Annotated in this window: 13 protein-coding genes and 1 tRNA gene; 8 read left to right on the forward strand and 6 right to left on the reverse strand. The window is 66.4% G+C overall.

Going from position 1 to position 13,414, the window contains the following annotated elements; translation table 11 throughout:
• Positions 1 to 144: 144 nt before the first annotated feature.
• The 7 genes from FMM79_RS12480 (at position 145) to FMM79_RS12510 (ending at position 8,587) form a co-directional block, all read left to right on the forward strand.
• A complete protein-coding gene (locus FMM79_RS12480; RefSeq protein WP_148627804.1) occupies positions 145 to 2,475 on the forward strand; it encodes a heavy metal translocating P-type ATPase in 2,331 nt (776 codons plus the stop codon).
• Positions 2,472 to 2,864 carry a Cu(I)-responsive transcriptional regulator gene (gene cueR, locus FMM79_RS12485; RefSeq protein WP_148627805.1) on the forward strand — a complete coding sequence of 131 codons (393 nt, stop codon included), beginning with the start codon at positions 2,472 to 2,474 and terminating at the stop codon, positions 2,862 to 2,864. The genes FMM79_RS12480 and cueR overlap by 4 nt, the downstream gene beginning before the upstream one ends.
• A 414-nt stretch (positions 2,865 to 3,278) precedes the next feature.
• Complete coding sequence (locus FMM79_RS12490) at positions 3,279 to 5,519, forward strand: TonB-dependent siderophore receptor (protein WP_240339149.1); 2,241 nt, start codon at positions 3,279 to 3,281, stop codon at positions 5,517 to 5,519.
• Positions 5,513 to 6,379, forward strand: coding sequence for an alpha/beta hydrolase (locus FMM79_RS12495; protein WP_148627806.1), 867 nt, complete (start codon positions 5,513 to 5,515; stop codon positions 6,377 to 6,379). Before FMM79_RS12490 ends, FMM79_RS12495 begins: the two co-directional genes overlap by 7 nt.
• Complete coding sequence (locus FMM79_RS12500; RefSeq protein WP_148627807.1) at positions 6,376 to 6,675, forward strand: hypothetical protein; 300 nt, start codon at positions 6,376 to 6,378, stop codon at positions 6,673 to 6,675. Before FMM79_RS12495 ends, FMM79_RS12500 begins: the two co-directional genes overlap by 4 nt.
• Positions 6,672 to 6,962, forward strand: coding sequence for a hypothetical protein (locus FMM79_RS12505; protein ID WP_148627808.1), 291 nt, complete (start codon positions 6,672 to 6,674; stop codon positions 6,960 to 6,962). The genes FMM79_RS12500 and FMM79_RS12505 overlap by 4 nt, the downstream gene beginning before the upstream one ends.
• Complete coding sequence (locus tag FMM79_RS12510) at positions 6,959 to 8,587, forward strand: PepSY domain-containing protein (protein WP_148627809.1); 1,629 nt, start codon at positions 6,959 to 6,961, stop codon at positions 8,585 to 8,587. The genes FMM79_RS12505 and FMM79_RS12510 overlap by 4 nt, the downstream gene beginning before the upstream one ends.
• 9 nt (positions 8,588 to 8,596) lie before the next feature.
• Here the strand turns inward: FMM79_RS12510 and FMM79_RS12515 are convergent.
• From FMM79_RS12515 to grxC, 4 genes are all read right to left on the reverse strand, one after another.
• A tRNA-Arg gene (locus tag FMM79_RS12515) sits at positions 8,597 to 8,673 on the reverse strand.
• A gap of 68 nt (positions 8,674 to 8,741) precedes the next feature.
• Complete coding sequence (locus FMM79_RS12520; protein WP_148627810.1) at positions 8,742 to 9,269, reverse strand: DUF1178 family protein; 528 nt, start codon at positions 9,267 to 9,269, stop codon at positions 8,742 to 8,744.
• 18 nt (positions 9,270 to 9,287) lie between these two features.
• A complete protein-coding gene (locus tag FMM79_RS12525) occupies positions 9,288 to 10,127 on the reverse strand; it encodes a carbon-nitrogen hydrolase family protein (protein WP_148627811.1) in 840 nt (279 codons plus the stop codon).
• 12 nt (positions 10,128 to 10,139) lie between these two features.
• Positions 10,140 to 10,403, reverse strand: a complete 264-nt coding sequence (grxC, locus tag FMM79_RS12530; RefSeq protein ID WP_148627812.1) for a glutaredoxin 3 — start codon at positions 10,401 to 10,403, stop codon at positions 10,140 to 10,142.
• Positions 10,404 to 10,578: 175 nt separating this feature from the next.
• Between grxC and FMM79_RS12535 the strand changes: the two genes are divergently transcribed.
• Positions 10,579 to 11,055, forward strand: coding sequence for an Hsp20 family protein (locus FMM79_RS12535; protein ID WP_148627813.1), 477 nt, complete (start codon positions 10,579 to 10,581; stop codon positions 11,053 to 11,055).
• Positions 11,056 to 11,121: 66 nt separating this feature from the next.
• Here the strand turns inward: FMM79_RS12535 and FMM79_RS12540 are convergent, their stop codons facing one another.
• On the reverse strand, positions 11,122 to 12,606 hold the full coding sequence (locus FMM79_RS12540; RefSeq protein WP_148627814.1) for an MFS transporter: 1,485 nt from the start codon (positions 12,604 to 12,606) through the stop codon (positions 11,122 to 11,124).
• Between the two features lie 43 nt (positions 12,607 to 12,649).
• On the reverse strand, positions 12,650 to 13,375 hold the full coding sequence (locus tag FMM79_RS12545; RefSeq protein ID WP_205466654.1) for a PepSY domain-containing protein: 726 nt from the start codon (positions 13,373 to 13,375) through the stop codon (positions 12,650 to 12,652).
• Between the last annotated feature and the right edge of the window lie 39 nt (positions 13,376 to 13,414).

Consider the following 13,414-nt stretch of genomic DNA (forward strand, 5'->3'; position numbering starts at 1 on the left):
TTCGGAATGGGCCTGTGATCGGACTAGGTTCGCACACCGCCTAGCAGGATATGTTGTATCATTACAATATCGATCCACAGCTACGCCTTGACCCTGACACGATGTCAGACCCTATTTGCGAAGTCGGTCCAAGGAGGGACTGCGATGCACGACGAACATCACTGCCATCACCACGCCCCGCACGACGCACATACAGTCACCGATCCGGTCTGCGGCATGACGGTCGATCCGACGACGAGCCCGCACCACGCAGAGCACGAGGGGCAGGCCTACCACTTCTGCAGCGCGCGCTGCCAAGCCCGCTTCGAAGACGACCCGGCACGCTGGCTGGAGGGCACGGGCGCCGACGCGCCTGTCCCCGAAGGCGCCATCTGGACCTGCCCGATGCACCCGGACGTGCGGCAGGATCACCCAGGCGCATGCCCCATCTGCGGCATGGCGCTGGAGGCCGAGATGGTCGATCCCGACGCCGGACCGAGCGAGGAGATGCTCGACATGACGCGCCGCTTCAAGGTGGCGCTGGCGCTTGCCCTCCCGGTTTTCCTGCTGGAAATGGGCGGCCATGTCGCCCCTACACTTCACCGCCTCGTGCCCATGCACGTCTCGGTGTGGATTCAGCTCGTGCTCTCGACGCCGGTCGTGCTCTGGGCGGGCTGGCCCTTCTTCACCCGCGCGCTCGCCTCGGTACGCACACGCAATCTCAACATGTTCACGCTGATTGCGCTCGGCACCGGCGTTGCCTGGACCTATTCGATCATCGCCACGCTCGCCCCCGGCCTCTTCCCGCCGGCCATGCGCACCGTGGACGGCACCGTGCCGGTCTATTTCGAGGCTGCGGCGGTGATCACCGTCCTGGTGCTCCTGGGCCAGGTGCTCGAATTACGCGCGCGTGAGCGCACCTCCGACGCGCTCAAGGCGCTGCTTGGCCTCGCCCCGCCCACCGCACGGCGGCTGACCGAAAGCGGTGAAGAGGACGTCCCGCTTGAGGATCTGGAGATCGGCGATCGCCTGCGTGTGCGTCCGGGCGAGAAGATCCCGGTCGACGGCATGATCCTGGAGGGGCGCTCCTCGCTCGACGAATCGATGGTGACAGGCGAAGCCATGCCGGTTACGCGCGAGCCCGGCGATGCAGTGATCGGGGGCACGCTCAACTCAAGCGGCGCGCTCGTCATGGAGGCGCAGAAGCTGGGATCCGACACGCTCCTTGCCCGCATCGTCCAGATGGTCGCGCAGGCACAGCGCTCGCGCGCGCCGATCCAGCGCCTCGCCGATCAGGTCGCAGGCTGGTTCGTGCCGTTGATCCTCGCCGTGGCCGCGCTAGCCTTTGCAGCCTGGATGATCTGGGGGCCCGAACCGCGCGCCACCCATGCCCTGCTCGCCGCAGTCGCCGTTCTCATTATCGCCTGCCCGTGTGCGCTCGGCCTAGCTACGCCCATGTCGATCATGGTCGGCATCGGGCGCGGCGCAGAGGAAGGTATCCTGGTCAAGAACGCCGAGGCTCTCGAACGCATGGAAAAGGTCGACACACTGGTCGTCGACAAGACCGGCACGCTCACCGAGGGGCGCCCTTCGGTCACGCAAGTCCGCACTTTCGGCGGGTACGGGGAAGATGATGTGCTGCGCCTTGCCGCTGCACTGGAGCAGGCGTCGGAACACCCGCTCGCCCGGGCCGTCGTTGCCGAAGCCCAGCGCCGCGACCTGGCGCTCGGCGAGCTGTCGCAAGCCGATTTTCCCACCGGCAAGGGCGCGCAAGGCCGGGTCGACGGGCGCCGCGTTCTCGTCGGCTCGGCCCGTTTCCTGGAGGAAAACAGGATCGCGACCGGTGAGGCCAGCGAGACGCCCGAGGCCCTCCGCAAGAACGGCGCCACCGCGATCTTCGTCGCGCTTGATGGAAATCTCGGAGGCGTTCTCGCGCTGGCCGACACGGTGAAGGAAAGCACGTCCGACGCCCTCACCGCGCTACGCACAGAAGGAATACGCGTGGTCATGCTCACCGGAGACAACGCGACGACCGCCTCCGCCATCGCCCGCCGTCTCGGCATCAAGGAGGTCGAGGCCGAAGTCCTCCCCGACCGCAAGAGCGAAGTGGTCGAACGCCTGCGCGCCGAAGGCCGGGTCGTCGCCATGGCGGGTGACGGGGTCAACGACGCGCCCGCACTGGCCGCGGCCGACGTCGGCATCGCGATGGGATCGGGCAGCGACGTCGCGATCGAAAGCGCAGGGATCACGCTTCTCACCGGCGACCTCACCGGCCTTGCCCGGGCCCGTACGCTGAGCGGCAAGGTCATGGCCAACATCCGCCAGAACCTCCTCTTCGCCTTCGGCTACAACGCACTGGGCGTTCCGGTAGCGGCGGGTGTCCTCTACCCGCATTTCGGCATTTTGCTCTCCCCGGTGATCGCGGCGGCAGCGATGTCGCTCTCCTCGGTCAGCGTGATAGGCAATGCACTTCGCCTCAAAGCCACGAAGCTGTGAACATCGGGGAAGCCTCTGCGCGCACGGGCGTCTCGCAGCGCATGATCCGTCACTACGAGAAGATCGGCCTGATCCCGGCGCCCGCGCGCCGGGACAGCGGTTACCGCGATTACGCCCACGCCGACATCGCGCGGCTGCGTTTCATTGCCAACGCGCGCGACCTGGGCTTTACCATCGAGGAAATCGGCGAGCTGCTGGCGCTGTGGGGGAACGACCACCGTACCAGCGCCGAGGTTAAGGCGCTCGCGCTCGCCAAGGCGGAGGAACTGCGCCGCAAGGCCAAGGCGCTGTCGAACATGCGCGAGAGCCTGCTCCACCTGGCGCAAAGCTGCGCGGGTGATGCGCGGCCCGACTGCCCGATCATCGCGCGCATGGCGGGCGAGGTTTGAGGCGTAGACCGGGCGCACCGGAACGCGCCAAGAAAGGAAAACGCTTTCATGGGTTCATCACCCCTCGCCCCCAAAACTCGCAAAGCTCGGCTTTCTTAGCCCGCGTTGCCCGCATGAGGTGACGTAGACATTTGGAGAGCCCGAGGGCGATGGCCCTCGGAACCACTTTTCCTGCAGATCTTTTCCGCCGGCACGCGATCAAAGCCGCTGTGTCCGCAAACTTTGCCCCCTCGCGCACCCTCTCCCGTCAAGAGCATCCCGCCACCGGATCAGGCCGCTACGGCCACCATCTTGATCCACCGTTGGACGGGACATCCCCCGCCTTGCGTCTTTCTAAACTTCGCCAATTCTTGCTATTGCGAATAATTTGCATTATAAGGATTTGCAGCAGGTCAGAGAGAATGAGGGGACATCGTGAGAAAGTACGCAATTGGCGGGCTGATGCTCAGCGCCGGATGGAGCAGCTTGTGCGCCGCACAAGGAGTGCCCGCCCCCGAAGATGCGGGTAAGCGCATCATCGTCACCGCGACGGGCCTTTCCAGCGCGACATCGACGACCAAGACCGACACGCCTATCATCGAGGCGCCCCAGAGCGTCTCGATCGTCGCGCGCGAGGAAATGGACTTGCGCGGGGCGACGACGATCGCTGATGCCCTGTCCTACACCGCCGGTGTCCAGGCCGAGCCGATGGGTATCGACAGCCGCACCGACGAGGTCTCGGTGCGCGGCTTCAGCGCGGGCGGCTATTCCTCGAACAACAACTTCGTCGACGGCCTGCGCCTGCCCACTGGCGGCCAGTTCACCCGCTTCGGTTTCGACACTTTCGGCCTTCAGCAGATCGAGGTCTTGAAGGGCCCCTCGGGCGTGCTCTACGGCCAGTCGGCGCCGGGCGGCATCGTCAATATCGTCACCAAGCGTCCCACCTCCAGCTTTCAGGGTGAAGTGCTGCTCCAGGCCCAGGGCTACACGGAACTTGGCAATTGGTCTGGCCGCATCGGCGCGGACTTTGGCGGCCCACTAAACACGGATGGGCAGATCTCCGCCCGCCTCGTCGGCCTCGCCCAACACGGCGGTAGCCAGGTCAACGATGTCGAGAACAGCCGCTACTACGTCTCGCCCAGCGTCACCTGGGAGCCCACATCGGCCACCAGCTGGACCCTCCTGGGGCAGTACCAGCACGACGATGGCGGCGCGACCTACCAGTTCCTGCCCGCGCTCGGCACCTACGAGCCCAGCAACGGCGGCTATATCGCCAACGACGCCAACATCGGCGAGCCTTCGTGGAACAATTTCACGCGCAACCAGTATCTGGCCGCCTCGTTCTTCCGCCACGAGATCACGGACAACCTCACCTTCCGCAACAACCTGCGCTACACCCACATCACCTCGGCCTACCGGGTGACCGTGCTTTCGGGAGGGACCGTCACCGACTGCAGCGCCGTCCCGCAGTACGGACCGGCCTGCATTGACGGGCAGACCATCGGGCGCCGCGCGATCGCTTCGGCCGGGGCGAGCGACGGCTTTGCGATCGACAACCAATTGGAATGGCGCGTGCGCACAGGCCCTTTTGCCCATACCCTGCTCGCCGGGCTCGACTACTTCCACACCGACTGGACGCACGACCGCGACCTCGTCAACCTGCCGGGACTACCGCGTGGCCAGGTCGATCCGCTCTACGACATCTTCGATCCCCAACCGCGCGGCAGCCAGCACTACACCGCGAGCATGACACCGCAAGTCTACGGCGCAGCGACCAGCGAGCAAACCGGCCTCTATGCGCAGGACGAGATCGAATGGGGGCGCCTTCGCATCAACATCGGCGGACGCCATGACTGGACCAGCGACCATACCCGAAACCGCCTCACCGACACTGAAAACGACTACGACGCCAGCAAGTTCACCTGGCGCGCAGGCGCGGTCTACCTCTTCGACAACGGCCTCGCGCCCTACTTCAGCTACTCGCAGAGCTTCATCCCACAGCTCGTGCCGCTCGAAAGCGTGCTCGACCAGAAGCCCTTCCGCCCCACCACCGGCGAGCAGTTCGAGGCGGGCCTGCGGTATCAGGCAGGCAAGGGCGTCTACCTCACCGCCGGGGTCTTCGAGATCACCCAGCAGAACGTCCAGACGAGCGATCCCGACGGTACCATCTGCGGCAACGGCAATGTCTGCCTCGTCCAGGCAGGTGAGGCCCGCATTCGCGGCGCGGAACTGGAGGGGCGTGCCTCGCTCGGTTCGGGCACGACTGTCATCGCGTCCGCCACCCACCTCGATTCCGACGTGACGCAGGACACCCACGACGACCTCGTCGGCAAGAGCCTGCCTCAGGTGCCCTCCTACATGGCCTCGCTCTTCGTCAACCAGCGCATCGTTAACGGCTCGCTGGCCGGGCTCGGCTTTGGAGGGGGCGTGCGCTATACCGGCAAGAGCTGGGGCGATGCGATGAACGCCGATTTCCGCATCCAGGACTACACCCTGTTCGACCTCATGCTGCGCTACGATCTGGGTGAGGCGAACGTGGCGCTGGAGGGCATCGGCCTCTCGCTCAACGCGCGCAACGTGGCGGACAAGCGCTACGTCGTCACCTGCACTACCGCGGCCTCGTGCTACTACGGACAGGGCCGCGTGGTGACCGCGCGGGTGCAGTTCACATGGTGAGCTTCCAGGAACGCGCCCTGGCCGCCGGGCTTGCCCTTGCGACATTCGCCGCGCCCGCCCCGCTGCTGGCGGCACCGTATGTGATTGCGGGCAGCGACACATTCGCCATGACCTCGCAGGCAGGTGCCCACTACCGCGTCCATGTCCACGTGCCCGAGCGCCCCGCACCGCCAGAGGGCTTTCCCGTGCTCTACCTGCTCGACGGCGACATGACCTTTGCGAGCGCGGTCGAAACCACCCGGCGCCTGGCCCGCTTCGGACGCGATGAAGGGCAGAGCGAAGGCATTGTGGTTGCCATAGGCTACCCGGACGAGGACGACATGCTCGCGCGGCGCAGCTTCGACTATACGCCCGAAGGGCCGCCCGATGCCGTCGCCCTTCCGACCGGCGGCGCCCCTGTCTTCCGCCGCTTCCTCGCGGGCGAACTCATGCCCCGCATAGCGGCCAGCTACCGCGTCGATACCGCGCGCCAGACGCTCTGGGGCCACAGCTTCGGCGCCCTCTTCGTGCTCGACACGCTGCTTGGCAAGCCGGAGCTGTTCCGCAACTACGTCGCGACCAGCCCCTCGCTCTGGTTCGGCGCGCGCAGCCTGCTGGGCGGTCTTGCCAGCCTTCCCGCGCGCCTCGCAGCGGCCGGGCCCCGAACGCTCCATCTCGGGGTGGGTGAACGCGAGCAGGACAGTGTGCGTGCCCGCAGCCACGCCATGTCGTTGACCCACCGCGAACTGGCCGACCGGCTCGCCGCGGTCGAGAACCTCGATCTCCACAGCCGCGTCTATTCGGGCGAGAGCCATGGCGGCACGCTGCTGCCCGGCCTCGGCCAGGCGGTGCGCGTCGCATTTCAGGAGGTCCGGCCATGACCGGTTCGGCGCTTGCCGCCGAGCTGGCCCTGCCCGCCGGGCTCGTCCTGACCCTGCTGGGCGCCGCGATGCTCTACCGCGCCGCGCCCAACCAGGCGCTGCGCCCGGGCAAGCCCGCAGGTCGCTGGATCGCCCGTGGAGGCTGGGGGGCCACCCTGCTTGGCCTTCCCGTGCTTCTGACCTGGTCGGGCCCGGCCACCTCGGTCTTCATCTGGCTGACCGCGCTCATGCTGGTCTGGTCGCTCCTCCCGCTCGCTGCAGCCTGGCGCGCCGGAGACAGAAAGGCTTGCAAATGACGCCGCCTCTCACCAGCCGGAACTGGGCGGGCAAGACCGCCGCCGGCCTCGTCCTTGGCCTCGCTTTCGCACTGGGTGTCTCCGGGCTGCTCGCCGCCCTGCTGGACGTGCGCGACAGCTTCTTTTCCCCGCAAGGCCAGTTCACGATGTGGATCATCGCTCCGATCTGGTGCGCCGTCCTGTCGCTGTGCTTCCTCTTTCGCAGTGGCCCTCGCGCCTGGCTCTGGCTCGGCCTTGCCGCCGCAGCCGTGTGGCTCACACTGTTCGCCGTGGGGAGCCTGTCATGAAAGTGCGCACCGATATTCTGCGGATGTACAAGGAGATACATGGCTGGGTTGGAATCGTCTCCGGCCTGGCCCTGTTCATCGCCTTCTTCGCAGGCGCCGTCACGATGTTCGAGGAGCCCCTCCAGGGTTGGGCCTCACCCCCGACCTCGCTCTCAGCCCCCGTGCCGCTGGCGCGCGCGCCCGAGCTTGTCGAGGCGGTCCTCGCCGCCCATCCCGAGGCTGCACGCTCATACGACGTGCATCTTGAAACCGGACCGGAAAACCCGGCCCGCGTCACCTGGTCGCAAGGCAGTCGACGCAATCCGCAGGTCTTCCTCGCCGCGCTGGCGCCTGACAGCACGCTCGAGGTTGAGGCACAGGCCGCTTCGCCCGTGGCCCAGTTCGTTGACATGCTGCACCAGCAGGTCGGTCTGCCCTTCGCGCACGAGATCGCCATGCCGATCATGGGCGCCATCTCGCTGCTCTACTTCATTGCGCTGGTCTCGGGCGTGATCGTGCTGCTCCCCAGCCTCGTCTCGGACTTCTTCGCAGTGCGCGTGGGCAAGAACGTCAAGCGCATGTGGCTCGACGTGCACAACGTGCTCGGCATCGTCAGCCTGCCCTTCCACGTCATCATGGCCCTGACCGCCGTGGTCTTCGCCTTCCACGACGAATTCTACGACCTGCAGGGCGCCGCCTTCATGGACCGGGGCGCCCCGCGCGCGCAGATGGCGCCGCCTGCGCTGCCGTCCCCGCGCGCACAGAGGCCCCAATTGCTCACTCCGGCCGAGCTGGCCCAGCGCGTCGAGAGCCAGGCGCCCGGCTTCACTGTACGTGAGATCAATTACCGCATGGACCGCGAGGGCACGCCTCAGGCGCGCATCAGCGGGCGCGATCCACGTTTTGGCCTGCGCGGCCCCACCTTCGGCATGGTCGAGGCCGATCCGGTCACCGGGTCCCTCACCGACACGACCTACATGCCCGGCCTGCAGGATGCCTGGGGCGCCACAATCACGAGCTTCTTCGCGCTCCACTTCGGCAGCTTCGGGGGCGCGCCGATCCGCTGGTCCTACTTCCTGCTGGGCCTCGCTGGCGCGATGCTGTTCTACACCGGCAACCTGCTCTGGGTGGAATCGCGCCGCAAGCGCGAGCGCAAAGCCGGTGCGGTGACGCAGACCCGCGCGACACGAACCCTCGGCGCCCTAACCGCGGGCGTACCGCTCGGGTGCGTGGCGGGCATCGCGGTAACGCTCGCAGCGGCCAAACCGCTCGGCATCGAGGCCACCGCAGGCATCCACAGTGCCATCTACTACGCGGTCTTTACAGGATTCGTCGCCTGGGCGCTGGTGCGCGGCGCGGCCAGAGCCGCGCTCGAACTCGTCCCCGCAGCCGCGCTCGCTTTCCTCACCATCCCGCTGGCGAGCATGGCCTTCATCGATATTCATCCCTGGAGCCAGCCGCTGGTCGATGCCGTCAGCGTCGCGCTCGCCGCCAGCCTCGCCCTCGCCGCACGCGCCGCTCGCCACCGCGCCCGCCATGGCCCCCGCGACAGCATCTGGTCCCACCGGCGCCGCGAAGCCGTGTCAGATACGCCCCCACACGCTGCAGCCCACGCCACAGCGCCCGAACGAAAACCTGCGATCTGAAGAAGATAATGGTGCGCCCAAGTGGATTCGAACCACTGGCCCCCAGATTAGGAATCTGGTGCTCTATCCGGCTGAGCTATGGGCGCACGCAAGGGCGTCCTAGCGGCGAGAAGGCGGGTAGGCAAGCCGGGGATGGCACGCAGAGCTCGGAAACCTAGTTGGTTTCCTCAGGGGGCGCGATCGGGAACGGGAGGGGCACGACCGAGATGCCCTCGTCCATCAGCTCCTGCGCGTCCTCAAGTGTGGTTTCGCCGTGGATCTGCTCCACCTCGCGCTCGCCGTAATGCATCTGACGCGCATTTTCGGCAAAGTTCTCGCCCACGTAGCGTGAGGCCTTGAGCGCCTTGGCCTGCATCTCGGCGAGCTTGTGGATCATCTCCACCGTCTGCTGGGGCAGCTCGTGCGAGGCAACCGGGGCCACTGCGACAGGTTCGCCGACTTCGCGCGGTCCGCTCGCGGGGGCACGCTTGGGCGACCTGGCGGCGGGGCGGGATGGTTCGGGCTTCTGGTTACCCTTGCGTGCGAGACGGGCGGCCTGAGGCGCCTTCTCGACATCGCCCGAGCCGCAGAACGGACAGGCGACGAGGCCCCGCTCCTGCTGGCGCGCAAAATCGTCCGAGGACTTGAACCAGCCCTCGAAGCGGTGGCCCTCACCGCGGCATTCCAGATCGTAGACAATCATGTGACGCCTATGTGGCGATCACAGGGGGCTTGGCAAGGCCTGCCTGTTGGCAAGACTGGGGAGTTGGCCGCGCACTTCGGCGATCCGGGCCGGATCGATCTCGGCAAAGCCAAGGCCGGGGCGCCCGCCATCGTCGGCCCCGCCCATATCGAGCCGGATCTCACCCCAGGGATCGACCACCAGCGAATGCCCATAAGTCGTGCGCCCGTCCGCGTGTTCGCCCACCTGCGCGGCTGACACCACGTAGGCGCTTGCCTCGACCGCGCGGGCGCATTGCAAGAGGTGCCAATGGGCGCGCCCCGTTGGCACCGTGAAGGCGGCTGGAATGGCGATGAGGTCGCACCTTGCGTGGCCCAGCGCCTCGAACAAGGCGGGAAAGCGGATATCGTAGCAGATCGCGAGGCCAAGTTTGCCCAGCGGGGTATCCACCCCCACCACCTCGCGGCCCGGAGCGTAGGCGTTCGATTCGCGCCAGCTCTCCCCGCTCGCCAAGTCTACGTCAAACATGTGGATCTTGTCGTAGCGTGCGCGCACCGCGCCGGTATCGTCGATCACGAAGGCACGGTTGGCAAAACGCCCGTCCCCGCCCTCACCCCTCACCGCGAGCGAACCCAGGTGCACCCAGATGCCTTCCCGCGCCGCAGCCTCGCGCGCGGCGGCGAGGACCAGGTTCTCCTCCTCGGCCACGACATGCGCCGCCCCGCGCTTGCGGTCGCGGTCAAGCAGGCCGCACATCTCGGGCGTGAAGAGCATCGCTGCGCCTTCGCCGCGCGCATCGGCGATGGCGCCGACGATGGCTTCGGCGTTGGCTGCGGGATCGATCCCGCTGGTCATCTGGAAAAGCGCTGCGCGGGGCATCAGGTCAGCCGTTCACAGGCCGAGAATGGCGTCGAACTTGCCCGCGCGCTCGAGCGCGTTGACATCGTCGAAGCCGCCGTAGGCCTTGTCGTCGACGAGGATCTGGGGAACCGTGCGAGCGCCGGGCACACGCGCTTCCATCTCGTCGCGCTTGGGGCCACCCATGGTGATGTCGTATTCCTCGTAAGCGACGCCCTTCTGGTCGAACAGCGCCTTGGCGGCCACGCAATAGGGACAGCCCCACTTGGAGTAGATCTCGACCTTGGGCTGGCTCATGCGGGTGTCTCCTGAAATTTTGCGAAAGGCCCGAGTGTCAGGCCCTTGATTTGGCGCGGCGCTATCATATCTAATTCCACGTGTCATGGCCCAACCAGAAGGGGATGACACGCCTGACGAAGCGCCGGACAGCCGGGCTTCACCCACGAAGATTGCTCAGATGAGGATTTTTGTCATGAACCGTATCGATTTTGCGCCCTATCGCCGTTCCATGGTCGGTTTCGACCGTCTCTTCGACATGCTCGAGAACCAGCACCGCGTGAATGCGGGCGATAAGTATCCGCCCTTTAACATCGAACGTCGCGGCGAGGATGCCTACCGCATCACGCTGGCCGTGGCCGGCTTCAAGCCCGAGGACATCGACATCACCGCGCAGGCCAACCTGCTCATCGTCAAGGGCCGCAAGCCCGACGAGGGCGCGGATGGCGACTATCTGCACGTGGGCATCGCCCAGCGGGGTTTCGATCGCCGCTTCGAACTCGCCGATTACGTGCGGGTCGATGCGGCCGACCTGGCCGATGGTCTGCTCGTGATCGACCTCGTGCGCGAAGTGCCCGAGGCAATGAAGCCCAAGAAGATCGCCATTGGCGGCAACCAGCTCAAGGTGATCGAGAGCGAGCCCGACAAGGACGCGGACAGCGCCGCCGCCTGAGGCCTTTTCCATTCGAAGCTGACTTTGGGGGCGGTCTGCACACGCGGGCCGCCCTTTTTCGTGCAGCTACTCATCTTCCTCGCCGTGCCAGGACAAGGGGCGCGCCACGCTTTCCAGCGCCTTGCGCTCGTTGTCGAGCCCGAAGCGCCAGCCCACGAAGGCGGCCAGCAGCATAAGCGCACTGGCGAAAAGGTAGCCGCCCAGCACGTCGGCGCGCGATCCGCTCTCGATGAGGACACCGAAGAGCCAGGGGGCCATGACCCCGCCGATGCCGGTTCCCAGCGCATAGAACACCGCAATGGCCAGCGCGCGCACTTCGAGCGGGAAGCTCTCCGCCACGGTCAGATAGGCCGAGGAGGCGGCCGCCGAGGCGAAGAAGAAGGTGACGCTCCAGCACAGGGTCTGCGTGGTGGCATCGAGCATCTCGAGCCGGAAAGCGAGCCCCGTCGCGGCAAGCAGAAGCCCCGAGACGCCATACGTCAGCGCGATCATCGGACGCCGCCCCCAGCTGTCGAACAGGGGCCCAAGGAGCAGTGGCCCCAGCACATTGCCCACCGCGAAAGGCAGCACATACCAGCCTACCCGGTCCGAAGGCACACCATAGAAATCGCTCAGGATCAGGGCGTAAGTGAAGAAGATCGCGTTGTAGAGAAAGGCCTGCGCCGCCATGAGAACGAGGCCAAGCGCGGTGCGACGGGGATAGGTTCGAAAGAGCGCCTCCCACACCTCGCGCAGAGGCGTGGCGCGGCGCGCCTTGAGTCGGGCCTTCGGGGTCTCGCCGTGAATGGTGAGCCCCTGTCCCCGCGTGCGCGCCTCAATCTCACCTACGATGGCCTCCGCCTTCGGGCCCTGTCCATGGGTGAGCAACCAGCGCGGGCTCTCCGGAATATGACGGCGCAGTGCAATCACGATAAGTCCCGTGACCGCCCCGAAGCCGAAGGCGATGCGCCAGCCGATATCGGGCGCAAACAGGCGCGGGTCGAGTACCACCACCGAAAGCGCGCCCGCGACCCCTGCCCCCACCCAGTATGACCCGTTGATGACAAGGTCGGTCCAGCCCCGGCGGCGCGCGGGAATCAGCTCCTGAATGGCCGAATTGATCGCGCTGTACTCGCCCCCGATACCGGCGCCTGTCAGAAAGCGCATGAGCGCAAAGCTCGGCAGATCCCAGGTGAATGCCGTGCCCGCCGTGGCGAGCAGATAGATGAGAAGCGTCACCGTGAAGAGGCGCTTTCGCCCCAGCCGGTCGGTCAGCCAGCCGAAGAACAGCGCACCCGAAACCGCCCCGGCAAGGTACAGGCTGTTGGCGAGCCCGATCTCGCGCGCGGAAAAGGCCAGCACCGGGCTTTCACGCAAGGCGGGCGCGATCGACCCGGTAAGCGTAACTTCCAGCCCGTCGAGGATCCAGGTGATGCCCAGCGCGCAGACCACCAGCCAGTGAAAGCGCGACCACGGCAGGCGGTCGAGCCGGGCCGGAACGTCGCTTGCGATTACGCTGTCAGGCGACGCTGACTGCGCCCCCCGCCCCTCACCTTGGTGTCTGGTTGCCATGCCCCATGCTAGCAAGCGGCAGGGCAAGAGCAAGCTCAGGGGCTTAGCGCCTGCGGCGAATTCCTCGCAGACGCGGAAAGCGGTTTGCGAGGAGGACGAATCCTGAAAGCGTAATGGCCGTACCGCCGAGCGCAAAGAGAAACAGCCACCAGCTGTTGATCCGATCGCGCTGGGTCCAGTCCATGATGTGCAGCCCCCATACGAAATCGAAGAAGCGCCAGGTGTCGCTGCGCGCAGCAAGCACCGCGCCGCTCGACATGTCGATGTAGAGCCGGGTGCGGCCCGGGTCTGCAAAAGTCACCTGCCAAGCCGGAAAAGGCCCGGCATATTCGGTGCCGACAGGCGTGCGCACAGGCGAAATGGCCTGCACCTTCGTCGGCGCTCCCTTCCACGCGGCCTGTGCGATCTCGGAAGCCATGCGCGCCGGAAGCTGAGAAAGCAGACGACCGGAGAAGGGATCGTGCAGGGCTGTGGCGCCATCGCGGCGGCGCACTTCGATGACGCTCCGCCCGTTCACCGCGCGCATCGTGACCGAAACCAGAGCCCCATCATCGGCAAGCCACGAGGGCAGCGGCGCGTCGGTCGGAAGCACTTCAGGCGTGCGCGCAATCACATGCTCGGAGCGCACATGCTCGATCTTGAGCCAGGACATGATCACACCCGATCCCATCCACAAGAGGACCTGAATGCCCACACACAGCGCCAGCCATTTGTGAAAGCGACTGCCCAGTATGTGCAGCCTCTGCTTGCGCGAGCGCGGTAAAGCCACGTGTTCCCCCTCTTCGCCAGGCCCGCAACGATCAGGGCC

This window comes from Novosphingobium sp. BW1 (assembly GCF_008107685.1).
Classification (GTDB): Bacteria; Pseudomonadota; Alphaproteobacteria; order Sphingomonadales; family Sphingomonadaceae; genus Novosphingobium.